The organism is Pedobacter sp. UBA5917 (assembly GCF_002432345.1).
Classification (GTDB): domain Bacteria; phylum Bacteroidota; class Bacteroidia; order Sphingobacteriales; family Sphingobacteriaceae; genus Pedobacter.
This window is the reverse complement of sequence record NZ_DJDT01000348.1, coordinates 21,873-47,285: the sequence shown is the minus strand read 5'-3', so window position 1 is coordinate 47,285 and position 25,413 is coordinate 21,873. Positions and strand designations below refer to the sequence as shown.

Here is a 25,413-nt window from a genome sequence, read left to right as displayed (position 1 = left end):
TAATTAAAAACCAACCTTTAACGATAGTGTGTACTGACGTGGGATAGGTAAGGCAACGCCCCCGGAACCGAAGAACTCCGGATCCTGACCATTCAATCTTTTATCAGAATAGATTAACCAAACATTATTACCAACAAAACCAATTGAAGCATTGGTTGCACCAATGGTTGATGCCCAAATTTTAGGTAATTGATAGAATAACATCACCTGTTTTAGCCTTGCAAAACCACCATCGGCCACACGTACAGTTGAATAATTATAGGCATTATATGGTTTTTCGATATTACTAAAGTTTCCAACAACAAACCTATCTGCAATTGATGGCACATTTGTAAATGCCTCATCTCCAGGTTGGGTCCAGCGGTTTAAGAAATCTTTTGAAGTTGCGGTAAGGTCGGTATAACGATCGCTGAAATTAGGATTTAGCCTTACCACATTACCTGCACTAAAGGTTACTAAAGCCGATAGGGTAAAGTTTCCATAACTAAATTTGTTAGAAAAACCACCGGTAATTTTTGGATCAACCTGACCTTCGTATTTCAGGTATTGCAGGTTGTTGCTTTGAAAATAAACACTTTTTGATTTTCTGTTCCCATTTTCGTCAATAAAGGTAGGCACACCGGTATCGTGGTCTAAGCCATCAAATACTATAGAGAACAATCCACTTTGTGGATAACCCAATCTTGAACCACCGCTAGGGGTAATCAATTTAAAAATAGTAGGATCGTAATCTAACCTTGTAATTTCACCTTTATGGTATCCAAAGTTTAAATTGGTGCTCCATTTAAATTTATCGTGGTTAATGATCCTGGCGTTTAAGGTTAATTCGATACCTTTAGATTTCATATCTGCATAATTGGCATCCTTTAATCCCTGGCCGCCAATACCTGCTGTTGGAAATCTTCCGATCAAATCAAATCCGTTACGTTTATAAAGATCGATTGATAATGATAAACGGTCTTTAAAAAAGCCGAAATCGAAACCTAAATTCGCATCATAGGTTTTTTCCCAGGTTAATTCCGAATTTTCCAACGCATCAATATAAATAGATGATTCTTTATCTACATCGTCGGTTCTTCTGGTGGTTTGGTTACGTAAAATTAAACTTGAGTTTTTAGCATTTGCCGTACTTGCAGTTAAACCATAAGTAGCCCTAATGGTAGCCCTGTTTAATAAACTTTGTTTTTTAAAGAAGTTTTCTTCGTGGATATTCCATGCTCCCGATACGTTCCAGGTAGGCAACCATCTTGCTGTAGCCGATTCGCCCAATAAATTAGATCCGTCATAACGGCCTGTTGCGTTAAAACTATATCTTCCTTTATATGAGTATGCTGCTTTTAATGCATAAGAAAGGAAACGGTCGAAGTTTTTACCCATTCCATAAGGATATGAATTGGCCTCGATAGCCTGCTTATAATAATCAGAATTAATAAAAGGTACCCCTCCATTATCGAATTGATAACCAATACCATTATTAAAACGGTTTTGCCTGTCATTCGATCTCATTTCGATAACACCCAGAACATTAAACAAATGATCTTCATTAAATACTTTATCGTACTCCAGATCATGGCGCATGAAATAATTTACCAATCCGTTCGAAGTCACATTATAAAATCCACCTTCGGGTAATACGATACTAGGTAAAGATCCTGGTTTTGATGGATCCCTGTATAAAAACCTGTTATTTTCGATAACGTTACTGTTATCATAAGCACGATAAGCATTGGCTGCGTTCGAATACTCGGTAATGCTATGCTCCTGATCTGACTTTACATACCTGTAAGCTCCTGTGAACGAATACTTAAGCCCGTCCAAAATCCGATATTTCACCCCTCCCTGAATCTTAAGATCAATCAGGGTAGTTTTGATACTGTTGTTTTCAAGTTCCTGAAGGATATTAAATGGAGCATAGTTCTGAACAAAATATTCCCTGTTTCCATTTACATCATAAGGCGTAAGCGTTCTGCTTGTTCTTAATGCATAATTGAAAGGGTTAATGTCAAAATCACGGTCAACCTGCCCCAAAACTGCATTATCTTCCTGGTTGGTTGTACCCGGACTGCGTTGATCGCGTATTGATCCCTGAGATAGAATTTCGACCTGCAGGCGATCTGTTAAATCAAAATTCCCCCTCAACATACCTGTAAATCTTTTTACACCATCACCAACAGTCCAGCCGTTATCATTTAAAAAACTGGTTGAGGCATAAAATTTAGATTTATTTGTTCCGGCCGAAATACTCACCGAATGATCCTGCATTAAAGAGTTACGGAATAGTACATCGAACCAGTCGGTATTGGCATTGGCATATCTGTTTAGAAACTGAAGACGGCTTGGTGCATCATTTCTTAATGCAAACTGATCAGTAGCTGGGTTGTAATCGTACATCAAATCGTACATTTTACGGTATACACCACCACTTGCTGCTTTAGATACGTCTGAGTGTCTCAACCAGCCCTTATTTTCCATATCCAGATAAACCTGCATCTGATCAGCAGAGTTCATGATATCAAACTGGTTGTAATTTGGCTTTAAGTATGTTGTAAAGTTGCCCGAATAAGATACCACAGGTTTACCCTCGGTATTTTTACCTTTTTTGGTTGTTACCACCACAACGCCGTTCATTGCCCTTGCACCGTACATGGCCGTTGCTGCGGCATCCCTTAAAATTTCAAAACTTTCGATGTCATCTGAGTTTAAACCTGCTACCGAAGATCCGATCAGGGTAGAAGCATCACCACTTGATAACTGTTCGTTCGAAATATTTACCAAATCTTCGAGCATAATACCATCCACTACCCATAACGGCTTATTATCGCCATTTAATGAAGATGCGCCACGGATACGGATTTTTGGTGCAGCACCGAATGTACCTGATACGTTCTGTACTGAAACACCGGCAACCTGCCCCTCGAGCATACGGCTGATATCCTGTACACCATTTCTCTGTACATCGGCTGCCTTTAACTTGGTTGCTGATCCGGTAAAAAGCTTTTTATTCAGTTCCTGGTAACCGGTTGATACTACGTTTACCTCTTTTAACTGGGCTGCATCTTCTTCCAAAGTAACATTGATTACTGTTCTGGCGCCAACCTCCACTTCAAGGGTTTTGTAGCCAACATAGCTAAAAACCAAAGTAGCACCTTCTTTAACCGAAATGGCAAAATCTCCATTGCTGCTGGTAGATACGGCGTTGGCAACTCCTTTTTCCCTAACACTCACTCCCGGTAGTGCTGCCCCATTTTTATCTTTCACCTTTCCGGTTAACTTTACAGCAACAAAATAGCTCAACACCTTATCAAATACTGATTTTTCCTTTAAGGTAATCAGTATCGTTCTGTCTTCGATAGTGTAGTTAAGGTCTCTGCCTGCAACAATTTTGTTCATCACCTCTTCAACTGTCGAATTGTTAAAATCAACATTTAAAGTGGTTGAGGTTTTAATTTTATTGGTTGATAAAAGAACATCATAGCCTGATTGTTTCCTTATCTCTTTAAAAACCCTTTCGAATGTTACATTCTTTTCATTTAATGTAACGAGCTGGCCAAATGAAGCTGCACTAACCTGCACGAGCGAAGCAAGCATTATGACCGTAATTAACTTCATCATCCGTAAAAATTTAGGTATGTAGCCCAAAGGCGTACATAAATTTTTAATATAATTTTTGTACATTTAGTAGTCTGTTTTTGTGCGAACGCATTTATGTTTAAGCGCTAAAAAGCGATTCGCGGTTAATCCAAGAAATAAATTAATTAATCGGTTCCGGCATACCGGAACGAATGAACAGATGAACAAAAGGGGTGTTGGAAGCACTCCTTTTTTGTTACTCTAATTCTTGATAAGGCTAGATGTTTTGTCGAGATTGCTTCATAGTTTTGATTAGGTTAATTAGTTGATTAATTTTAGGTTCTTTTATTTAAAGACAAAGGTTAGTTACTCCCCTGTCTGTTATATTATTCTTTATAAACTATAATCTTATTGGTTTTAATATCGAATCTTACCTGGCCGGTCTGTTCCAATTTGGTAAGCACTTTTGATATTTTTTCGAAACGGCTTACCGTTCCATAATACATTACTTCTTTAGCTTCCGGATCGGCATATTCTACTTCAACATTGTACCAGCGGGCCAGCTTGCGTAAAATGCTAACCTGTTTTTCGTTGTTAAATTTGAAATAACCCTCTTTCCAGGCGATGGCTTCGTCTACGTCAGCTTCCTTTACATCGATACCGGAGGCCGATACAATAGATTGTTCTCCCGGTTTCAATACTTCGGTTTCATTAGTGCTTTTATGCAGCACACGTACACTTCCTTCTAAAAGCGTGGTTTTGGTTACAATTTCATCGCGATAGCTATTGATATTGAAGTGCGTGCCCAATACCTCAACCGATTGTTTATCGGTTTCTACAATAAAAGGATGTAATTTATCTTTTGCCACTTCGAAATAAGCCTCTCCATCGAGTTTTACCACACGCTGATCGGCTTTACCTATATTTAAAGGATATTGGATAGAAGAAGCTGCATTGAGCCAAACGGTTGATCCATCGGGCAAACGGATCTGCCATTGCCCACCATTAGGGGTTGATATCGTATTTAGCCTCTTATCATCAACATTTTCAGGTTCCGAAATATTATATACCAGCTGGCCGTCGGCTGTTTTGGTTATTGATAAACCTGCATCCTCAGCAATATTACCGGTAGTGGCATCAGAAAGCGAAATCTTTTTTCCATCGGCCAGGGTTAGGATTGCCTTATTTTTACCCGGGGCAACATCGGTTGCAAAAACGTGTTCTTTCTTTTTATTTAAAGAGATATAGGCTGTAACGGAGAGCGTGATAAAAACCACTGCTGCAGCAGCCCATTTTAATGTATTCATTAAGATTCTGCGCGGTGCAGGTTTTGGCCTGTCAATGGCCAGGATTTTATTGAGAACCGGATTCCATCTTTCTTCCAATACTTCGGTTGTACAATCTTCTTCAGCGGTAATCATTTTCACAATTTCGCTGGTCAGTATTGTAGAGCCGCCATCAACCAACGCCAAAAGTTCTTCCCTTTCTGCAGGGCTTAATTTGTTAGCTGAAAACTGTTGCAATAGATAATGTATACGTTCTTCCATAAAGATTCTGATACTAAGAAGCAGTAAAAGAAAATTAGGACTATCGGGATTTCATTTTTTTTTTATTTTATTTTAAAAAAGAATAGAACTAAGGGAAAAACAAAGATGATGCCGTGCTGATTGAGGTGCAGTCTTATAGATTTAAGTGATATCACAAGGGCATTTTTAACCGTATTTGGAGAGATATTCAGTATTTCGGCAATTTCAGGTATACTTTTCCCATCACAACGGCTCAATTGGTATATATTTTTGCGCTGTTCGGGCAGTTTTTCTACAGCTACAGAAATGATTTTGGTTATTTCATTTAAATTAATTGCATCAGATGTACTATTGTGACTGCTTGGCTGCTTGTTTGTAAAAGCATCAATCACCCTGTCTTCTTTAAGTTTTTTGCGGAGATAGCTCAAACATTCATTAGATACATATTTATAAAGATACGCCCTAACATTCTCCACTTCTGCCAATTTATCGCGGTTTAGCCAAACCCTTAAAAAAGCATCCTGGATAATTTCTTCAGCAGCATCGTCGGATTTAGTGAATTTTGTAGCAAAAATCTGAAGTACGGGAAGATAATTGAAGAATAAAACAGAGAAAGCCTGTTCATCTCCTTCAACAATTTTTTTCACAAGTATTTTTTCACCCTCAGAATCTTTAAAGCGCATATTGTAAAATAAATCCTTCCAACCCCCTAACCGAGTTATTAATTGATCTGTTTACGAAGCGTAAATAAAAGAATAAGTAAAACACATGGTTTTATATAGGTTAGGGAGATATATTTATAAATATACAATTTGATTTGATAGCTGCACGGAATAAAATAAAAAAACCCCGCTTTTTAAGACGGGGTTTTAAAAAATGTTAAACCGTATTTAGGTTAAAAACGCAGCAACTAAGGCGTTGTTGTTGTTCTAGGAACCATTTTAAACGTACTGTTTCCATTTGCGTAATAGCCCAACGGATATTGGGTAGTTGCGGCAAAAAATGTTAGTTTGTTTACCTTAACACCTTCCACAGTATATTCTTTATAAAATTCGATACCGGTATCTGTTACGATATACGAAACGGTTAGGCTTGGTGCTGTAGCTAAAGTAAAACTGCGGTTCGGCCTTGATGTACCATTTACCGTTGCAAGCGTTGGAACCCCCTGTAATGTTTTACCGTTAACCTCAATGGCAAAGCCCCTGTAGGTATTAAATTTAGTGTTGGCATTTTTGTAGTTGGTAATAATCGTTGGAAGCTGATCGGCTGCAACAGATTTCATCTTCATTACATTTCCGTATTTTCTGCCTTTTAACATTACCGAATCCTGATTGGAACTAAGTACCAAAAACTCGAATTCTCCTTTCATACCACTATCAGAGGCACCGATACCTAAACCGGTACTGTTACCGGTATAATAGCCAGGCAACGAAAAATAGTGGATAACCGGATTATAGGTATCAAAAGTTAATATGGGACCAGCGCCGGCATAAACCTTAAACGTACTGCTTTGTGTGGTTGTAGCATAATCAGCCTGTAAAGTTACATCAACCGAACTGGTAAAATTAGGAAAGAGGTTAAATCCTCCGTACTCCACATTCGCACCGGGATAAAAGCTGAACACCCAGGTTTTCTTCCCGTTTAAAGCACTATATGCATCGTCAATACTGGCATTTAGCCTTGCCGCAGGACTATCTTCGAATATCCGGTCTTTCTTTTTATCACAACCTGTAAATAAAAGAATAGCTAATACCGTTATCAATAAATATTGTTTTTTCATAATTCTTCTGTTTAAGGTAAAGTTGTTTGATCGAATGTTGACAGGCCTGCAACTTTAGCCTGAATATTTGCCCGGAGCGCATCCATATCAATACCAAATTCATTTTTCATATAAGTTTTAACAACTTCTGTTTTGGTGTTAATAATGGCTATACCGGCAGGCGTACTTCCAGTTGAATTTAAATATGCAGTATATTCGCTTGCAGATAATGTAACGTAAAATGAATACAGCTCTGCAAAATCTTCAGTTGCTTCTTTTGAAGCATACGGAGAGATAAAACCGGCAGCAATAGCCGCGCCGTCGGTTGTATAGGTTGTATTCCATACATCGCCCACATAACCAACACCCGAAATGGTATTAAAACTGGTTGGAAATGGCTTGGTCTGATTTAAAATATGTTGAAACTCGTGGTGGATAACATGAAAATAATACTTGTTTAAATAGCTGATGCTGGTTGCATTTGCCGCCAGGTTATTCAAATTATACAAGTTTATTTTCTTACCCCCTTCGGCTGTTCCAAGTACGATGGTACCGTTACTTTTAACAGATGAAGTACCGATATACGTTAAAATTTTAGGAAAATAAGACCTCATGAAAGCTTTACTTCCAGTGATATCATCGTAAGGTTTTAAACCAAAATTCAACAGTAATTTCGTCATCCTGATCGAGCCCTCATAAGTTGCGGGCACCAAATTATAAGTCAGATCCGATTCCCTGTCTACATATTTATAAATGATATCGATATTGTAGGGAATGGTATAATTATTATAGATATAGCTGTCTAAAGCATTTTTTGGAAGTGTTGAATCTACAAAAACGCTTTCCTCGCTTAGCTTTTCTTTTTTACATGATGCGTAGATCAGACTAATAAGAACTAAGCACATCAGTTTATATTTTATTTTCATATTATCTTGGATTAGGGGTTAAACCTGCTGCTATTACATCTTGTGGCAATTGAATAGCCCTTCTTGGATCTCTAACAATCAACGTATTTGTTGAAACACTATTTACCACCGCACCTGTTGTACTCCTTCTGGTAATTTCAATACCATATCTTTTCACATCAAACCACCTTAAGCCGGTACTATAGGTTTCTATCCTTCTCATAAATAAAACCGCGTGCAGCATGTTTTCCTGCGTTCCGGCTTCAATTACATATTCGGAATTAAACTTTTTCTTAGGCGTAGGTGCTGTAGGCGTAAAATAAGCCAGCGAATTTGCCCAGTTGTTAATGCTGGTTTCGGTTAAAGTTGGCAAAGAAGTGCTGGTGTAGGTGAAACTGCCCCAATACTGCATATCGGCTAATGCAGCAGTATAGTTTTTTAACTGGATATTTGCTTCTGCGCGTGTAAGCAAAGCTTCTTCGAAGGTAAAAGGCGTAAATACACCGTGTGCATAACCGGTACGTGCAACCGGATCTGTATATTCGAACTGATAGCTTAAGTGTGCAAAAAGCACCTTGTTATTGCTTGATGAATATGAAAACGCTTTAAGCCTGTAACCGGTGGTACTAAAAGTTCCGAAAGGACCTTTTGATGCAATGGTTTCGTTATTCGAAATTGCTAAACCGGGTACAAATCTGGATAAGGTACTATAGCCCCCGAAAAGAGTACCCATAGTAGAAAATGAAGGTGTGATTAAAAAATTGGCTTTAATTCCACTTCCGTTATATTCACGTGCCATATCTGAAAATGATGCGGCATAACTTGCAATCTTTGCATAATCTCTTACATAGCTGGTAGGCGAATTAGCAAATGCAGCAGTGGCATAAGTTACTGCCTTTGCCCATTGCCCCATATATAAATATACCCTTGCGGCAAATGCATTAGCCGCTGATTTGTTAAAATGGAATTTTGCAGCATTTGCATTTGCGTATGATGCATCATTGATTAACGGTACGCCAGCTTCTAAATCCTTTACAATATAATCGTATACTTCCTGTACGGTATTTCTGGTATACTTAGGATTTAAGGTATTTTCCGACTTGGTCATATAAGTGATCCCCATATCTGTAGCAGAATTGGCCGGCGAATAGTGCTGGGCGAATACGTTTACCAGAATAAAATGACCATAGGCTCTTGCTACCAAAGCCTCGCCCCTGGCAGCACTTAACGAACTTGGGTTACCCAACTCTTCAATGGCGGTAAGCGCCTGGTTTGCACTTGCAATTGAACCGTAACAAGCACTCCATATCCTATCAATCCCATCATTGCTCGTTTCGGTAATATCCTGCCAGCCATACATCTGTTCGGTTAATCTCGAACTCGTGAAATTAATTCCATAATCATCAACATTATCTGATGCCAGTTCGGTAGTTACCACGTAAGCGTTAGTGGGATAGGCCGAAACCAATAGCCGTGATATTTTATCGGTATTATTTAATTCAGCCCTGTTATCAGGCAGTTCATCTAAATATTTCTTACACGAAGAAAAATTAAATAATATAACTGCACTAAGTGCGATGTATATAAATCTCTTTTTCATATTAAATAATTTAAAGTCCTAATTTTAAGGTTAGCGTATATTGTTTGGCTAATGGCAATGCTACACCACCTGCATTTACAAACTCGGGGTCCTGCCCGTTTAATTTCTTATCTGCGTAAATTAGCCACAGGTTCGAAACATTAAACCTCAAACTCGCTGAAGCTACTTTTATCCGTGCCAAAAAGACCTTAGGCAATTGATAAGTAAGTGAGATATCTTTTAGCCTTACAAAATCACCTTTGGCCACAGTAGCAGAAGAATAATTATAGGCATTGTAAGCATAACTGTACTGGCTGTTACTACGGATAAACCTGGTATCTAAAATTACCGGGATATTGGTTGCATGCTCTTCGCCCGGAACAGTCCAAGCATCGTAAAATTCCCTCGTTGTGGCATCTAAATCAGAATAGTCTGTTTTATATACCGGATTTAAACGTACCACATTACCAAAAGAGTAAGTAATATATGGTGATAAACTAAATCCTTTATAAGTAAAAACGTTACCAAATCCACCCAGATCAGTTGGATCGGTTGGTCCCTCATATTTCAAGAAATCAAGGTTTGTCCTGTTCTGGAAATATACTCCCGTAACCGTTGTTGTTTGATCTGCATTTGTAAACACAGGTAAACCATCAGCCTGCAAACCAACAAAAGGGATAGAGAACAACGACCTTACCGGATAACCTTTAATGGCAAATCCATTTCCGGTAATCAGGTCGATAACCCGTTGCCTGTTTTCCAGGTTGGTAACTTTAGTGGTTGCATGGGTATAGTTAAAAGTGGATGTCCATGAGAAATCAGGTGTTTTTATAACGGTACCAGAAAGTGCAATCTCTAAACCGCCCGATTTCATATTGGCAACATTACCGTACTTACTGATCTGTCCGCCTAAGCCCTGTGTATTGATCGGACCGATTAGGTCAAACTGTTTTCTCCTGTAAAAGTTGATCTCACCATTTAACCTGTTTTTGAACAAACCAAAGTTCATTCCCAGGTTTAGCTCATACTGTTTTTCGTAAGTTAAAGCAGAGTTTTCCAAATCGCTGATCTGTAAACCGGTTTCATTGTCGGTTGTACTTGGTCTCCATGGATTATAGCTTTGTATTACCACTAATGAGTTGGTTACATTAGATGGCCCGCGATCTGCCATTAAACTATAAGAGGTTCTAAAGGTTAAAGTAGAAATTGGCGTGTTTAGATTTTTAAAGAAATTTTCTTCGCTTGCATTCCATAATCCCCCTACCGACCATGTTGGCATCCATCTTGCAGATGTACTCTTGCCCAGTCTGTTCGAACCTTCGTACCTACCGGTTACTTCGATACTATATTTTTCATCGTAAGCATAAGCTGCTTTTCCGAAAAAGGCAATTTCTTTACCTCTGGTATTGCCAACAGAATAGTACTGGCTATTTTCTTCCTGTCCTCTTTTAAAAACGCGGTAATCAACAAATGGAATTTCACCCAAACCATACTGCAGGCCCCAGCCCCTATACCAGTTGTTGTTTCGCTGGATAGAATTTACCGAAGCACTTGCTTCTACATCAAGTACATGTTTTTCGGCAAATTTATTGTGATATTTGGCGTTTGCACGCAGATCATTTACCAGTGCTTTATAATCCGTTCTGTTGTAAATACCACCTGAAGGCAAAATCGATATCGGTACAGCATAAAGAACAGATGGATCTTTATATAAGTATGGGTTCTCATCACGTATTACGGTTGTTCCCATCGATCGATAAGCCATTGCCTGGTTCGATTCGTCCTTAACGTAATGCTGTTGAGAGGTTTGCTGATACCTTACGCTACCAAAAGCATTTAACTCTACATTTTTAATGGCTTTCCAGGTTAATTGCCCCTGAAACTTGAGCTCAGCTACATTGATATCCATATAGTTGTTTTCCAACTCTTTTAAGATATTGAACGGAGCATAGTTCCGGGTATAGGTTTCGTTAGGATCAAGCGTGCGCGAACTATTTAAAGCATAGGCAAATGGGTTAATATCAAAGTCTCTTTTAACTAATGCCGTTACTACGTTGGTAGATTGGCCAAGTGTACCCGGCGCTTTCTGTACCCTGTAATTACCCGTTGTTAAAATGTTTAATTTAAGTTTATCAGATATGTTATAGGTAGCATTTAAATTGGCCGTATATCTTTTTACCTGCGATTGTTTCGACCATCCCGGATCGGTAAGCGCACTTACGGAAGCGTAATACTGCGATTTATCGGTACCCGAAGTAATACTTAACGAATGGTTCTGCATAATATTCGTGCTGAACAACTGATCAAACCAGTTCGTATTCCGGTATTCTGCCTCTCTCAAATAAGCATTACGCGCTTCTTCGGTATTTAACAGCTGACCAGAGTTGATTAACTGGTACATTTTACCATAAACTCCGCTCGAAGAAGCGTTTGAAACATCAGACAAGTTTAACTTCCCTCTTTGAAACAGCTGTTGGTAAACACCCATCTGCTCTTGCGAGTTCATGATATTAAACGTGTTGTAAGAAGGTATTTCTCTTGAAGTAAGTTCGGCTACGTAGTTAAGCTGGCTATAACCCGCACGACCTCTTTTGGTGGTGATAACAATTACCCCAGCCTTAGCCCTGGCACCATAAATTGATGTTGCAGAACCATCTTTTAATACCTGGAATGATTCGATATCGTTAGCGTTTATACCACCTACAGCAGAACTGATTAAGGTAAGTGCATCACCACTGGATAAGTCATCGGCAGAAACATCGGCCACATCCTCTAAAATAGCACCATCTACTACCCATAAAGGTTTCGAACTGCCATAAATTGAAGTTGCACCACGCACCCTGATTTTAGGAGCTGTTCCAAATGTACCTGTTGTATTTTGTACACTCACGCCGGCTACCCTACCCTCCAGCATCCTGCTCGGATCGGGTAAACCGCCAAGTTCGGCATCCTTAACTGAGATTTTAGTTGTTGCACCGGTAAAGGTTTTCCGATCTACTGTACCCCCGATACCCGTAACAACAACATCCTTTAATTGTCCGGCATCATCTTCGATCGATACATCAATTGTTGTCCTGCCATTAACTGCAATTTCTATGGTTTTATAACCAACAGATGAAAAAACAAGTATTGCTCCATCTTTTACCCTGATCTGATATTCACCAGCCGAATTTGTTGAAACAGCATTTGGCGAACCTTTTTCGCGCACACTTACCCCGGGCATAGTGGAATTATCTTTTTTATCCCTTACATGTCCTTTAACAGTTATATCTTTCACCTTGATTACCGATGGCTGGATTTTAAGAATAACCTGACTACCTACCCTGGTGTAGCCAATGTTTTTTTGTTTTAACTGATCGAGTGATTCTTGTAATGAACTCAGTTTAGCCGGCACATCCAAAATCATCATTTTACTGATTTCAGATGCATCGTACACAAAACTTAATTTGTAAGCCTGCTCTATCTTTTTCAGATAGTTTTCTAATCTTTCGGGTTGCAATTTGGCTTGCTGGGCATCAGCTTTTGCCAAAACACTCCAAAAAATCGCACAGATAAGCGTGACCATTCGGCCCCAACTTAGCATAGCATTTCTTTTGTAGAAATTTCTCTCCATAGTTTGGTTATTTGTTAAGTAGTTAATTGGTTTATTTTAAGGCGTTTTAAGGACTAGTTGGGTCCCCTTTTTTTGAATTTTTATATCGTAGGTTTGTTGTAAAACCTTTAAAATGTCTTCTAAGTCTTCGTGCTTAAAAGTTGCATTAAACTTTTTGTTAATGCGTTTACCAGGATCAAATGCGATATCCACACCATAACAATCCGAAAGCTGTTTACAAACCTCTTCCAGTGGTGTATCTACAAATATTAACTCTTTGGTGATCCACGAATCTGAATTCTGAGATAACCTTGCTAAAAATTGTTTTTGATTGATATTGTAAGATAATCCCTGTCCGGCAGTTAAAATAGATGAAACGGCACCTTTATATGGCAGGAACATTACGCGACCTGTTTTTACATCCAGATCAATATTTGATCTGGAAAAGATCAGGTTAAAAGAAGTACCCAGTACGCTCACCCGCGATTCGCCCATGTTTACGCGGAATGGATGTTTGGGATCTTTCGAAATCAGGAAAAAAGCCCTGCCTTTATCTAAACTAACATCGCGGGTATTTTCTACAAATTTGTTGGGATATTTTACGATGCTGTTTTCAGCTAAAATGATCTTAGAACCATCTACCAACAAAATTGTGTCTACTTGTGCAACACCGGTTTTAACAGTAACTAATTCAGCCCTGGTTTTAGCATTATAAAAAATTAACCCGCCACCAGCGATCAAAATACCTGCAGCAATTCCAGTCAGCCATTTTGTAATACTTAACGGGCGCGACGATATGGCTTTTAAAGAAATTCTGAAATTCTTTTCTGCATCTTTAACTGGAAGCAGATCTAACCGGGAAGCTCTGGAAGTGAGTTGCCAGATTCTTTCTACTTCTTTAAAGTGAAGTTCATTTTCCGGAGATTCTGCTCTGTAAGAAGTTATTTCAGCATGAAGTGATTCATCCTGGGGATTGTTTAAATACCGAACAATTAAGTTCAGGTATTCGGGATGGTTACGCATTAGTTAGTTTGGTTTGTTATTAGGTAGACAAATAAGAAACCAAAAACCCCTAGTGTTGCCGAAAAAAAAACGAAATAATTTAAAAAAAATTAAAATTGGCCTTAAAAAGCTAATAGAGGAAGATATTTATTAAAAGCAGATAGCCCTTAGCTTTCTTATTTAGGTTTTCATCATTCAGAAACCGGTCTCTGAGGATTTTGAGCGCATTCCCGATATGGTTTTCAACAGTTTTTTCAGAAATCTCCAACTGTGTTGCTATTTCTTTATACTTCAGGTGCTCAAAACGGCTTAATTTAAACACTTTTTTGCATTGAACGGGTAATCGTTCTATTTCTGCATGAAGCAAAACAATCATTTCATTTTCTTCATCCAGATCCCTAACGTATTCTTCAGAAAACTCGGCTACTAGTTTTAAATGATGCTCCTCAATATTTTTCTGCCGGTTAACATAATTAATAGAGGCATTAATAACCGATTTGTATAAATAAGACCTGATAGATTTTACTTCAGAAATATGATAAGGGTTTTCCCAGATTTTAAGAAAAATATCCTGAACAATTTCCTCTGTAATAAAAACATCCTTAACATATTTATCACTTGCCAAAAGGAGTTTCTGAAAGTATGAAGTATAAAATTGGGTAAAAACCGATGTTCGATTCTTTTCAATGATTTCAATCAAATGTTGCCCCGATTCAATGTCTAAAACATCCATCAAAAAATCTGATAAAAGAGTTTTGACCTCAATATTACAAATTAATGGGTGAAATTGCTGACTAAACCTTGAATTTTAACAATAAATGCGAGATGAATTGGTTAATATTGATAATACGGCGAAATCATCAGGTAAACCACAACACCGGTAACCGCCACATAAAGCCATAGCGGAAAAGTTATTTTTGCAATCTTTCTGTGTTTATCAAAACGCTCGGCGATTGCCCTCACATAACTCACCAAAACCAAAGGGATAATCGCTATAGAAAGTAATATGTGCGTTAAAAGGATAAAAAAGTAGATATATTTTATTGTTCCATCGCCACCGAACTTCGTAGAAGGGGTAGTCATATGGTATGCAATATACATCACCAAAAACAACAATGAACAACCAATGGCCGTTTTCATTAAATTTTGGTGTAGGGTGACTTTTCCGTTTTTAATTGCCCAAACGGCAACAACAAGTAGTACGGCTGTTATACCATTAATGGTTGCATAAATAGGCGGCAAAAAAGGAAGGGTTGGTGCATCAATGCCTAAATCCTTTAATTTAACCACAAATAAAAATGCTACTGCAACAGGGATAAAAATGGATAGGATAATGATCCATTTATTATATTTTTTCTCAATCGGGCTATTTTCCATGAGTATTCTTTAATCTCTTTATATTTATTATTCTATTAGACAGTAGACTTTGGACTCCAGACTAAGGACTTCGGACTCAAAACTACCTACCGTCCTTAACATTCCTCAGATACTCGGCAATAAGTACTTTTATCTCATCTTCCAGCCTGGCATTGGCTTCGGCGTTATCGGCATCGTACATGCCCCGAATGCGGTGCAGATTATCGATAAGTAAGATTTTATTACCGTAAATGAAGGTTGGTTTATCTTTACTGTCATCTTCGATTACATCAAGCAATAAGCCTTGTTTAATCAAAGGGTAAGTTTGTATAGTATCTCCCGCCAGGAAATCCCATTTGCCTTCTTTGGCCTTAAAACCGGCTGCAAAATCTTTCAATTTAGTTTTATCAGCAGGATCTACCGATAAACTTAAAAACTTAACCAAAGGCTTTTGTTCGTAACCATCTGATAACTGTTTAATGTATTTGTTGGTCTGCTGACTACCCGCTCCCGAATAAAACAGGTTAAGCACTACAATTTTATTTTCGAGCGATTTCCAGCTAACGGTATCGCTGTGCTGGTTGATCAGTTTAAAATCGGGGATCTGGTGGTAAATGGTATCGGGGATTTTCTTTCCTTTTACACTGTGGAATGTTGATGCAACTATCTTTTTTCCAAAAACGGGTAAACTCTTATACCTGTTTTTTGCAAAGTGAGGCAATAAGTAAAAAAACAAAAATCCCGGTATAGCTAAAATGCTTACCAGGATTAATACCTTTTTTATAGGATTTCTTTTCATTAATGGTGCATCATGTGCAGGTTTAAAAACCCACCTTCAGTTAACATTAAAACAATAAAATAAATAATGAAAATGAATGATACGGTTAATGCAAGCTGTAAGCCCAGTTTCTCGTACTTTAAGTGCATAAAGTAGGCTACAATATAAAATGCTTTTAACAAGGTTAACACGATGTAAACGTAGTTACCAAAATGTTGGGTCATGATTCCTTTTGGAATTAATACCAATGCAATGATAAACTCGATTACGGTGATTAATAAAAGGATTCCGAAAACTTTCCAGATTTTACCTTTTGATAAACCTGCATGCTCTTCGTGTCCGTGTTCTTCTGTTGTATGTGAGTGCTCTGACATAAAAATATTTTTATAGAATGATAAATTAAACCAAATAGAAGAATGTAAATACAAACACCCATACTAAATCTACGAAGTGCCAGTATAAACCAACTTTTTCAACCATTAAATAATGTCCGCGTTTTTCGAACGTTCCATTAATTGTCATAATCAGGATGATGATGTTAATGATAACCCCACTGAATACGTGGAAACCGTGGAAACCTGTAATGGTGAAGAACAAGTTTGCAAATTGTTGTGAAGCGATCAAAGATACATCTTCAGGTTTATTGAAGAAGTGTTTTAATTCTTCGGCAGATGGGATATGTCCCCACCAGAAACCATCATGGTGTAAGTGGGTCCACTCAATTGCCTGACAGCCCAGGAACATGAAACCACCGATGATGGTTGCAATCATCCAGCCGATTACTTCTTTTTTAGAACGTCTGTGTCCAGCTTCTACGGCCAATACCATAGTTACCGAACTCATGATCAATATAAAAGTCATGATACCCACAAATACCAGTGGTGCACCATGCTCCATAACGCCCGGGATAGATTGGAAAACCTTATCAGGGGCTGGCCATGTTAATTTAGAAAAACGCTGAGCGCCGTAGTAGATCAATAAAGATGAAAAGGTAAAAGCATCTGACAAAAGGAAAAACCACATCATGATTTTGCCATATTCTACCGACCACGGAGAACGACCACCATTCCATGGTCCGGTTTTAACTTGATCTAATTGTGATACTGCATTCATTTGGAAATAGTATAATAGTTTGTTAACAAATTTAACGGTTCAAAAGTAAAAAAACATACAGATATATCCATAATATATCTATAAAATGCCAAAAAATAGAAGCAATTTCCATTCTGTACTGGCTTTTAGCGGCAGGAATGTTTTTATAGCTACCGGCTAATGCATTAATAATAAGGCCAACACCCGCAATAATGTGCAATAAGTGCATACCCGATACCACATAAATAAAAGAAATGGCGGCATTGTTACCCACTAAGGTAGCTCCTGTTCTTACCATGCTTCCCCATGCATTAAACTGCATTACGCCAAAAACAATGGCCAATATAACGGTAACCCAAAGCAGGTTGCGTTGTAAGCTGAAATTAAGTTTACGTAATGCCCTGGAGGCTAAAAACAGGGTAATACTGCTTGCTATAATTACTAAGCTTGAGTAAATAAATGCATCGGGCAATACTAAACCATGCCCTTTACCTTTAGATGCGGCAAATACCAGGTAATAACTGGTAAAGCCCCCAAACATAATGGTAGATGATACTACAAATAGCCAAACAATAAACTTTCTGGGTTTTGGATCAAATGTATCCTGGATTTTTTCCATTGTGATAACCATAAGTTATTTTGCTATAAAATTTAATAATAAACCCAACTGTACGGCCGGGATGTAAAAAAACGAACAGAACATCACTTTCTTTGCATCAATCAGTTCTCTGTTCATTAGAAGTTTAAAAGCCAACCAGCTAAATATTAATCCGGCTATTAATGATAAACCCGCAATGTAATAACCGCCAAAACCATAAATGGTTGGCAATAAACTTACCGGGATTAAGATCAACGTGCTTAAAAAAGTAAGCAATGCCGAAGTTTTATCTCTTTTTTTGGTTGGTAATAACCTGAAACCGGCTTTTTTGTAATCATCATCCAACACCCAGGCAATAGCCCAAAAGTGTGGAAACTGCCATACAAACTGGATCAGGAATAAAATACCTGCTATGTAATAATCAATTTCGTGGAACATTTCAGCCTTTAAACTACCAAAAGCAGCTAAATAACCGATAAGTGGTGGCAATGCACCCGGAATGGCACCAACAAAAACTGCAATAGGTGATTTTCTTTTCAACGGCGTATAGGCAAATGCATATAACAGGATTGAAAATACCGATAACAAACCTGTTTCGAGGTTTAGTTTACCCAATAACCAGGTGCCTAAAAATGCCATAAACACGCCCAGAATCAATCCCTGTCCGGTAGTCATTCTGCCTGCAGGCATTGGGCGGTCTTTTGTTCTCGACATTAACTTATCCAGATCTTTTTCGATAATCTCATTAAAACAGTTTGCTGCTGCGGTAACTAAAAACCCTCCGGCAATTAAGATTAGCCAGTTCCCCCAATCGATGGTAGGAATATGGCCTCTTCCAACCTGCATTTTCTGCCCGATCAAAAAAGAAATCGACGCAGAAAACACTACCGTAAACGATAGCCTGAATTTGATAAGTTTAGAAAAATCTGAAAGATATTGTTTCAATTTCCTTAAATATTATTGTTTATAGGTACTTGTACGGTAAACCAACAGGTACAGATAAAACTGTAAACTAAATAACAGTGTTGAGAACAGGATATGCAAAGCCTGTGCTACAGGTGGAAAAGCAATGTAAGCCAATGCGAAACCACTTAATAACTGAACAAGGAGCGTAATTAAAATAAAGCGTGCCGTTAACAGCGGTGCTGCTTTGCCGCTAAAACGATCGATAACCATTTTATAAACGATGGCATTACATACCACAACCAAAATAGCTAAATCGCGGTGGTAAGAAAACACCGATCCTACTTTCGAAATCCATGTATTTCTACCGCCATAAGCCAGCGCCTTTGCAATTTCATCAACTGCTTCCCTTACATCCGTACCCAAAACTACCTGGATAATACTGATCACAAGTGTAAAGAATAAAAATCCTTTAAGCCATAATATCCTGTACATAATTACCGAAGGCGCTTTGTTAAGCTGTTTCGCATAGTTATAGGTATAAATGGAAATAGCTAATATAACCAGTGCCAAAAGCATGTGTACCGTTACCACCCATTGGGTAAGATTGGTTGATACCACAATTGATCCCAGCCAGCCCTGATAACCTACAACTAATAAATTGAGTATGCTTAATACGATAATCCGTTTTGCCGTTTTACGATAGGTAAACGAAAAAACAACGGTTAAAAACAGGAATATCCCTGCAGCTACACCAGCCAATCGGTTTAAATACTCTGTCCACGTTTTAGTTGGATTAAATTCTTCGGGTATGGTAATGCTTTTATCGTGCCTAATGCTATCGGCAAGGGCAACTTTGCCCATGCTTTCTAAATATTTGGCAAATTTTTCGTTCTTTTTTAACCTGCCTGCCACATATTTTTCTTTATAGTTGGCAGGAAGCTGCGATACATCGGTTGGTGGAATATAACGGTCGAAACATTTAGGCCAATCCGGACAGCCCATGCCCGAGCCTGTACTGCGCACAATACCTCCGGCAAGTATAACCAATAGGGTAACTACAATGGTTATAAGATTAATACTAATGAAACGTTGTTCTGATCTACTGACCATATATCTATTAAGATGAAAAGGGTATCCGGATAAGCAGAAACTTAATCAGATACCCCTTTTAAAATTTTATTTAAAGCTTAAACTAGCCCTTGTTTTCTGTAACAGGATTAGCTAATTCCCAATCTTGCTGAATTTTCTCTGCTTCTGCATTTCCTTCAAAATCGTGAGGTAAGTTAGAGCTCATGGTTTGAGAGAAAGGAACAGTTTGAGGAATAAAGTCTGCATCATGTCCTGGTTTGCTATAATCGTAAGGCCATCTGTAAACAGTTGGGATTTCTCCAGGCCAGTTACCATGTAAGTGCTCAACCGGTGCAGTCCACTCTAATGTATTAGATTCCCAAGGGTTTTGAGGAGATACTTTTCCTTTAAAGATCGAGTAGAAGAAGTTAAACAAAAACGCTACCTGTGCAAGTGCGGCCATAATAGCTGCCCAAGTTACAAATACGTTAACCGTTAACCATTTTTTCATAAACTCGAACTCGGTAAATGCATAGTAACGACGTGGTACACCATCTAAACCTAAGAAGTGAAGTGGGAAGAATACCAGGTAAGCTGCGATGAAAGTTAACCAGAAGTGTAAATAACCAAGTTTAGCATTCATCATTCTACCGAACATTTTAGGGAACCAGTGGTAAACACCTGCAAGCATACCAAAGATTGCGGCCGATCCCATTACCAGGTGGAAGTGGGCAACAACAAAATAAGTATCGTGTAAGTTAATATCCAATGATGCGTTACCTAAGAAGATACCGGTTAAACCACCAGAGATAAAGAATGATACCAAACCGATAGCGAATAACATTGCCGGGGTAAAACGGATGTTACCGCGCCATAATGTAGCTAAATAGTTAAAGGTTTTTACTGCTGATGGTACTGCAATGATCAATGTTGTGATCATAAATACACCACCCAATAATGGGTTCATACCGGTTACAAACATGTGGTGACCCCAAACGATGAATGATAATACGGTAATACCGATTAAAGAGTAAACCATTGCATGGTAACCGAAAATCGGTTTACGTGAGTTTACAGAGATTACCTCAGATGAGATACCCAATGCTGGCATAATTACGATATATACCTCAGGGTGACCTAAGAACCAGAATAAGTGTTGCCACAAAATTGGAGAACCACCTTCGTTCGGTAAAATATCAGTACCCATTACGATATCTGATAAATAGAAACTTGTTCCGAAGCTACGGTCGAATACCATTAACACTACCCCAGCTACAAGAACAGGGAATGATAAGATACCTAAAATAGCAGTCAAAAAGAAAGCCCAGATGGTTAATGGCATTTTCCAAAGGTCCATACCTTTAGTACGCATGTTTAAGATTGTACTTACGTAGTTGATACCACCCATTAAAGATGATGCAACGAAAAGTACCATACTAAATAACCATAAAGTCATACCCAGGCCCGAACCCGGCATAGCCTTGGCAACAACAGATAGCGGCGGATAAACCGTCCAACCACCAGATGCAGGTCCCGTTTGTATAAAGAATGATGACATCATGATCACACAGGCTAAAAAGAAGAACCAGTATGAAAGCATGTTCAGGAATGGCGAAGCCATATCTCTTGCACCAACCTGAAGCGGAATAAGTAAGTTACTAAATGTACCACTTAAACCAGCGGTAAGTACAAAGAATACCATGATGGTACCGTGGATGGTAACCAATGCAAGGTAAAAATCGGGTTTGATACGGCCACCTTCAGCCCATTTACCTAAAAATGTTTCAAGGAAAGGGAAGTTTTTATCTGGCCATGCCAATTGGATACGGAATAAAATGGATAAGCCCATTGCAATTACCGCCATAATAATACCGGTAATCAAAAATTGCTTGGCAATCATTTTATGATCCATACTAAAGATGTACTTTGAAATCAAAGTCTCTTTATGATGCCCATGATCAGCGTGATCGTGATTGTGTTCGTCGTGTAATGCTATTGTTGACATAATTCGTTCGCTCCTGCTTAATATTATTTATTTAAAGCCATTTGGTTAGTTTTAACAGCTGCTGTATCTGTAGCTGTCGAATCTGCTTCTGATTTTGCAGCTGCAGGTGCCACTGGCAAATTAAATTGTTTTCTTAAATCGTCGTTTAAGTATGTTTTCTGTTCAGCTATCCAAGTTTTGTACTCGGCTTCAGAAACTACACGTACAACTTTTTGCATGTTGTAGTGACCAGATCCACAGATTTTAGCACAGTAGAAAAGATATTTAAAGTTAGGATCGTTAGTTTCCTGCTGCATTTCGGCAGTAGTTTTTGTAGGCGTAAACTCAAAATATACCCTCATACCCGGTACGGTATTTAACTGTACCCTGAAATGCGGCATATAAAAACTGTGAATTACATCTTTACTGGTTAAGATCAGTTTTACAGGTTTTCCAACCGGAATTACCATCTCATCAGCCATTTCATCATCACGTGAATTAAGATCTTTAAAATCGATACCCAGTGGATTGGTAGCCGTAGTTAATTTGTAGTTTTTGTTACCAACTACACCATCAGCTCCAGGATAACGGATAGACCATTTAAACTGCTCAGAGGTAACCTCAATCTGCAATGGTTTATTTTTAGGATCTTCAACTTTGAAGAAAATAGATCTCCAGGTTAAAAAACCCATTAATACCAATACCGTTAATACCAATGCAGGAACGATGGTCCAGATTTTCTCAATTGTATTGTTGTGCGGATAGTAGTAAGCTTTTCTTTTAGCCGAATATTTGTAGATATAAGAAAATCCGAATAACAGGATGTGTGTAACCACAAATACGATTGTGGTGATGATTAATGTTAAGTTAAACATTTCATCAATTTTCTTTCCGTGTTCAGATGCTGCATCAGGTAACAACATGGCGCCATGCACCGTGTATTCCCAATATACACCATATAAACCTACCACTAAAAACAGGGCAAATAAACTTGCATGTATCCTGTTCCAGTTTATGCCCACAGCTTTACCCTGTGCTTCGCGGCTCAATTCATAAACCCTTATTGCTTTACCAATAATGGCGATGAATAAACATGCGGCAAGGAAAACCAGAATATAAAATATTACCGATTTATAAACCTCGCCCATATCAACCTTCGGTGCCGCGGCAGCACCTGCTGCTGCATCTTGCGCAAATACGCTAGTGTTTGCAAAAGCAGTAATCAATACTGCTAAAGCTGCGGTCGTTTTATTCGTTATAAACTTTCTTAAACTCATTTTCTTAAAAGTAGTACGCTGTACTGCTAATTATAATAATAATCAAATATTTGCTTTATCCTATCACCACTATAGTTGATGATGCAAACTTTCTTGTAATAATGGGTGGTTTTTTGCAATTAATGGCTTTTTGCTCAGTGCTGTTAAAACCGTAAAGGTAAACAATCCAACGAAACCTGCTGCAGTACCAATTTCAATAATACCGAAACCATTATGTGCTTCTACCGTTCCTGGCATAATCATCTGGTAGTAATCTACCCAGTGACCTAACAATACCACGATGGCAACGAACAATAACTTCGCATCTGTTCTTTTGTTATCCCTATCCATTAACAATAATACCGGCGCTAAGAAGTTCATGGCAAGGTTTAAGAAAAACCAGAACTTGTAATATTCGAAGCGTTTGTAGAAGTATACCGTTTCTTCAGGCATGTTTGCATAGTAGATCAATAAGAACTGTGCAAACCATACATAAGTCCAGAAGATAGAGAAACCAAAGATAAACTGGCCTAAGTTATGTAAGTGGCTATTGTTAACCCATTGCATATAACCAGCTCTTCTTAAAAGGATAATGATGATGGCGATGGTAGCTAAACTGCTCACCCACATTGCGGCGAAGTTATACCAACCGAACATGGTTGAGAACCAGTGAGCTTCTAACGACATGATCGTATCAAAAGCAAATACCGGTGTAGTAAAACCGTAAATTACTAAGAAGATACAAGCGTTTTTAAAGCTTTTTCTGTACGAATTTAAACCACCAGCTAAATCTTCGTTATAAGAAAACTTAACAAACATGATCGAAAATATACTGTAAACACCTAAGAACACTACCTGGCGACCTAAAAAGAACGGTACATTTAAGAATACCGATTTACCGGCAATGATCGCATCATAGTTAGGGCTGTTCTGATCGGTTAACCCGTCAGCGTGCCAGTGGTGATAAAGGTTATGTGTGCTTAAACCAGCGGCTACAACTACAAAAAGTATTGCAGCTGCTATCGGCAATGTTTTTGCCATAGCCTGTGGTACACGTAAAATTGATGCAGACCAACCTGCTTGAGCTACATATTGAACAGCAAGGAAAAATGTACCCGACATACATACGCATGCAAAGTAATATGCCATAAGCAACAGGTTGGCAAAAGTACGCTCGTGCATCACTTTATCACCAGCTAAGAAACCATAAGCAATAGCAACGACACCTAAAGCGATACCAACTATACTTAATGTTTTTACTTTACCTGTAAACTCAAACTGTTCACTAAAATTAATATTGTGAGTTCCCATTTATATTCTGCTTTACTTATTGTTGTTTTTGTAATTCCTGAACATACATCACCACTTTCCAACGATCGTTAGGCGTGATTTGCGAAGCATGCGAACCCATGTTATTTACACCGTAGGTAATGGTGTGGTAGATTTTACCGGCAGTAAGTGCTTTCATATCTCCCCCTCTTGATGAACTTCCTGAGAAGTAAGAAGGTACACCATTAAATTTCTCAATTTTAACCAGGTGTCCTTGTCCGTCTCCTTTTTCACCATGACATGGGCTACAGAACACGGTAAAAAGGTGTTTACCTTCGGCTAAATTCAGGGTATCAACTGGTAAAGGGTTTACCATGCTCACACCTGCTGCTTCGTATCCTTCTTTTGTATTAGGAAACTCATCATACTCGGTAAAACCAACCGGTTTTGTATGTGCAGGTGGCAACTGTGCAGTTTTACCATCTTTAAAATTCTTGTTTGGCTGATCCGGATTGTAAGCAATCGGATCATACATGTTTCTGGCATATTCTAAGCCAGTACTGCGTTTATCTTTACAAGCAGAAAAGGTAGCTGCAAAAGCGATAGCTAAAAACGCCGTGTAAACAAATTTATTCTTATTCATAGCTAATGTACTTCCTTTCATTATACTTTACTTCTAAAGCACCTGCATCTTTTAATAATCCATCAATTACAGTATGTGCTGCATTGTCTTTCGCATCAACTGCGATTACAAAGCGGTCATCGGTAGCCCTTAAATCCATCACACGTGGTGCTCTTCCTGGAAATAAGTGTGTAGATGCATAATAAGTTAACACCATACCGAAAGCACAGAATAATACTGTAAGCTCGAACATTATCGGAATAAAATCCGGCAATGCAAATGATGGTTTACCACCTATGTTCACTCTCCAATCGATTACTGCGCAGAAATAAATCAAAGCGAATGCACAGCAGGTACCGGTAATACCAAAGCAAAATGCTGCGATATCGATCCTCGATCTTTTAATTCCCAATTTGGCTTCTATTCCGTGTATAGGCATTGGAGTATATACATCATAAATGCTGATGTTATTTTCCTGAAGTTTTTCGATGCCATGCATCATTTCATCAGGATCGCCAAAGCTGCCTAAAATATATTTGATATCACTCATT

21 protein-coding genes are annotated in these 25,413 nt (G+C 38.4%); all 21 read right to left on the bottom strand.

The window, feature by feature from the left end; translation table 11 throughout:
- Nucleotides 1-3: 3 nt before the first annotated feature.
- Entirely contained in the window at nucleotides 4-3,612 is a 3,609-nt protein-coding gene (locus tag B2V92_RS24285; RefSeq protein ID WP_293312983.1) for a SusC/RagA family TonB-linked outer membrane protein, read from the bottom strand.
- A gap of 344 nt (nucleotides 3,613-3,956) precedes the next feature.
- Nucleotides 3,957-5,117 (bottom strand): FecR family protein, encoded by a 1,161-nt coding sequence (locus B2V92_RS24280; protein ID WP_293312981.1) that lies wholly within the window; start codon nucleotides 5,115-5,117, stop codon nucleotides 3,957-3,959.
- Between the two features lie 62 nt (nucleotides 5,118-5,179).
- Complete coding sequence (locus tag B2V92_RS24275; protein WP_293312979.1) at nucleotides 5,180-5,743, bottom strand: RNA polymerase sigma-70 factor; 564 nt, start codon at nucleotides 5,741-5,743, stop codon at nucleotides 5,180-5,182.
- Nucleotides 5,744-6,006: 263 nt separating this feature from the next.
- Nucleotides 6,007-6,876 (bottom strand): DUF4302 domain-containing protein, encoded by an 870-nt coding sequence (locus B2V92_RS24270; RefSeq protein ID WP_293312977.1) that lies wholly within the window; start codon nucleotides 6,874-6,876, stop codon nucleotides 6,007-6,009.
- Between the two features lie 11 nt (nucleotides 6,877-6,887).
- Nucleotides 6,888-7,760 (bottom strand): zinc-binding metallopeptidase, encoded by an 873-nt coding sequence (locus tag B2V92_RS24265; RefSeq protein ID WP_293312975.1) that lies wholly within the window; start codon nucleotides 7,758-7,760, stop codon nucleotides 6,888-6,890.
- A 22-nt stretch (nucleotides 7,761-7,782) separates the two neighbouring features.
- On the bottom strand, nucleotides 7,783-9,360 hold the full coding sequence (locus B2V92_RS24260) for a RagB/SusD family nutrient uptake outer membrane protein (protein ID WP_293312973.1): 1,578 nt from the start codon (nucleotides 9,358-9,360) through the stop codon (nucleotides 7,783-7,785).
- Between the two features lie 10 nt (nucleotides 9,361-9,370).
- Nucleotides 9,371-12,952 carry a SusC/RagA family TonB-linked outer membrane protein gene (locus B2V92_RS24255; protein WP_293312971.1) on the bottom strand — a complete coding sequence of 1,194 codons (3,582 nt, stop codon included), beginning with the start codon at nucleotides 12,950-12,952 and terminating at the stop codon, nucleotides 9,371-9,373.
- A 36-nt stretch (nucleotides 12,953-12,988) separates the two neighbouring features.
- Nucleotides 12,989-13,954, bottom strand: coding sequence for a FecR family protein (locus B2V92_RS24250; protein WP_293312969.1), 966 nt, complete (start codon nucleotides 13,952-13,954; stop codon nucleotides 12,989-12,991).
- A gap of 109 nt (nucleotides 13,955-14,063) precedes the next feature.
- Nucleotides 14,064-14,666, bottom strand: coding sequence for an RNA polymerase sigma-70 factor (locus B2V92_RS24245; RefSeq protein WP_293312967.1), 603 nt, complete (start codon nucleotides 14,664-14,666; stop codon nucleotides 14,064-14,066).
- Between the two features lie 101 nt (nucleotides 14,667-14,767).
- On the bottom strand, nucleotides 14,768-15,310 hold the full coding sequence (locus tag B2V92_RS24240) for a DUF420 domain-containing protein (protein ID WP_293312965.1): 543 nt from the start codon (nucleotides 15,308-15,310) through the stop codon (nucleotides 14,768-14,770).
- A gap of 82 nt (nucleotides 15,311-15,392) precedes the next feature.
- Entirely contained in the window at nucleotides 15,393-16,088 is a 696-nt protein-coding gene (locus B2V92_RS24235) for an SCO family protein (protein WP_293312964.1), read from the bottom strand.
- The gene (locus B2V92_RS24230; RefSeq protein ID WP_293312962.1) at nucleotides 16,088-16,441 is read right to left on the bottom strand and encodes a cytochrome C oxidase subunit IV family protein; all 354 of its coding nucleotides are present in this window, start codon (nucleotides 16,439-16,441) and stop codon (nucleotides 16,088-16,090) included. The genes B2V92_RS24235 and B2V92_RS24230 overlap by 1 nt, the downstream gene beginning before the upstream one ends.
- Nucleotides 16,442-16,466: 25 nt before the next feature.
- Complete coding sequence (locus tag B2V92_RS24225; RefSeq protein WP_113947728.1) at nucleotides 16,467-17,180, bottom strand: cytochrome c oxidase subunit 3; 714 nt, start codon at nucleotides 17,178-17,180, stop codon at nucleotides 16,467-16,469.
- Between the two features lie 31 nt (nucleotides 17,181-17,211).
- Entirely contained in the window at nucleotides 17,212-17,778 is a 567-nt protein-coding gene (locus B2V92_RS24220) for a cytochrome c oxidase subunit 3 (RefSeq protein WP_293312959.1), read from the bottom strand.
- 15 nt (nucleotides 17,779-17,793) lie between these two features.
- The gene (gene cyoE / locus B2V92_RS24215) at nucleotides 17,794-18,702 is read right to left on the bottom strand and encodes a heme o synthase (protein WP_025144057.1); all 909 of its coding nucleotides are present in this window, start codon (nucleotides 18,700-18,702) and stop codon (nucleotides 17,794-17,796) included.
- 12 nt (nucleotides 18,703-18,714) lie between these two features.
- A complete protein-coding gene (locus B2V92_RS24210) occupies nucleotides 18,715-19,773 on the bottom strand; it encodes a COX15/CtaA family protein (RefSeq protein WP_293312957.1) in 1,059 nt (352 codons plus the stop codon).
- Nucleotides 19,774-19,855: 82 nt separating this feature from the next.
- The gene (locus B2V92_RS24205; RefSeq protein ID WP_414691908.1) at nucleotides 19,856-21,643 is read right to left on the bottom strand and encodes a cytochrome c oxidase subunit I; all 1,788 of its coding nucleotides are present in this window, start codon (nucleotides 21,641-21,643) and stop codon (nucleotides 19,856-19,858) included.
- Nucleotides 21,644-21,759: 116 nt separating this feature from the next.
- Complete coding sequence (locus B2V92_RS24200; protein WP_293312953.1) at nucleotides 21,760-22,992, bottom strand: cytochrome c oxidase subunit II; 1,233 nt, start codon at nucleotides 22,990-22,992, stop codon at nucleotides 21,760-21,762.
- Nucleotides 22,993-23,061: 69 nt separating this feature from the next.
- A complete protein-coding gene (locus B2V92_RS24195; protein ID WP_293312951.1) occupies nucleotides 23,062-24,282 on the bottom strand; it encodes a quinol:cytochrome C oxidoreductase in 1,221 nt (406 codons plus the stop codon).
- Between the two features lie 16 nt (nucleotides 24,283-24,298).
- Entirely contained in the window at nucleotides 24,299-24,904 is a 606-nt protein-coding gene (locus tag B2V92_RS24190) for a c-type cytochrome (RefSeq protein WP_293312949.1), read from the bottom strand.
- Nucleotides 24,876-25,412, bottom strand: coding sequence for a DUF3341 domain-containing protein (locus tag B2V92_RS24185; protein ID WP_039471449.1), 537 nt, complete (start codon nucleotides 25,410-25,412; stop codon nucleotides 24,876-24,878). Before B2V92_RS24185 ends, B2V92_RS24190 begins: the two co-directional genes overlap by 29 nt.
- Nucleotide 25,413 lies beyond the last annotated feature (1 nt).

Excerpts from the sequence above, each read along its gene's own strand:
- B2V92_RS24190 (WP_293312949.1), bottom strand. The coding sequence starts at position 24,904 with ATGAAAGGAAGTACATTAGCTATGAATAAGAATAAATTTGTTTACACG.
- B2V92_RS24225 (WP_113947728.1), bottom strand. The coding sequence starts at position 17,180 with ATGAATGCAGTATCACAATTAGATCAAGTTAAAACCGGACCATGGAAT.
- B2V92_RS24230 (WP_293312962.1), bottom strand. The coding sequence starts at position 16,441 with ATGTCAGAGCACTCACATACAACAGAAGAACACGGACACGAAGAGCAT.
- B2V92_RS24185 (WP_039471449.1), bottom strand. The coding sequence starts at position 25,412 with ATGAGTGATATCAAATATATTTTAGGCAGCTTTGGCGATCCTGATGAA.
- B2V92_RS24235 (WP_293312964.1), bottom strand. The coding sequence starts at position 16,088 with ATGAAAAGAAATCCTATAAAAAAGGTATTAATCCTGGTAAGCATTTTA.
- B2V92_RS24240 (WP_293312965.1), bottom strand. The coding sequence starts at position 15,310 with ATGGAAAATAGCCCGATTGAGAAAAAATATAATAAATGGATCATTATC.
- B2V92_RS24205 (WP_414691908.1), bottom strand. The coding sequence starts at position 21,643 with ATGGATCATAAAATGATTGCCAAGCAATTTTTGATTACCGGTATTATT.
- B2V92_RS24250 (WP_293312969.1), bottom strand. The coding sequence starts at position 13,954 with ATGCGTAACCATCCCGAATACCTGAACTTAATTGTTCGGTATTTAAAC.
- B2V92_RS24220 (WP_293312959.1), bottom strand. The coding sequence starts at position 17,778 with ATGGAAAAAATCCAGGATACATTTGATCCAAAACCCAGAAAGTTTATT.
- B2V92_RS24255 (WP_293312971.1), bottom strand. The coding sequence starts at position 12,952 with ATGGAGAGAAATTTCTACAAAAGAAATGCTATGCTAAGTTGGGGCCGA.
- B2V92_RS24210 (WP_293312957.1), bottom strand. The coding sequence starts at position 19,773 with ATGGTCAGTAGATCAGAACAACGTTTCATTAGTATTAATCTTATAACC.
- B2V92_RS24285 (WP_293312983.1), bottom strand. The coding sequence starts at position 3,612 with ATGATGAAGTTAATTACGGTCATAATGCTTGCTTCGCTCGTGCAGGTT.
- B2V92_RS24260 (WP_293312973.1), bottom strand. The coding sequence starts at position 9,360 with ATGAAAAAGAGATTTATATACATCGCACTTAGTGCAGTTATATTATTT.
- B2V92_RS24280 (WP_293312981.1), bottom strand. The coding sequence starts at position 5,117 with ATGGAAGAACGTATACATTATCTATTGCAACAGTTTTCAGCTAACAAA.
- B2V92_RS24200 (WP_293312953.1), bottom strand. The coding sequence starts at position 22,992 with ATGAGTTTAAGAAAGTTTATAACGAATAAAACGACCGCAGCTTTAGCA.
- B2V92_RS24270 (WP_293312977.1), bottom strand. The coding sequence starts at position 6,876 with ATGAAAAAACAATATTTATTGATAACGGTATTAGCTATTCTTTTATTT.
- B2V92_RS24245 (WP_293312967.1), bottom strand. The coding sequence starts at position 14,666 with ATGGATGTTTTAGACATTGAATCGGGGCAACATTTGATTGAAATCATT.
- B2V92_RS24265 (WP_293312975.1), bottom strand. The coding sequence starts at position 7,760 with ATGTGCTTAGTTCTTATTAGTCTGATCTACGCATCATGTAAAAAAGAA.
- B2V92_RS24195 (WP_293312951.1), bottom strand. The coding sequence starts at position 24,282 with ATGGGAACTCACAATATTAATTTTAGTGAACAGTTTGAGTTTACAGGT.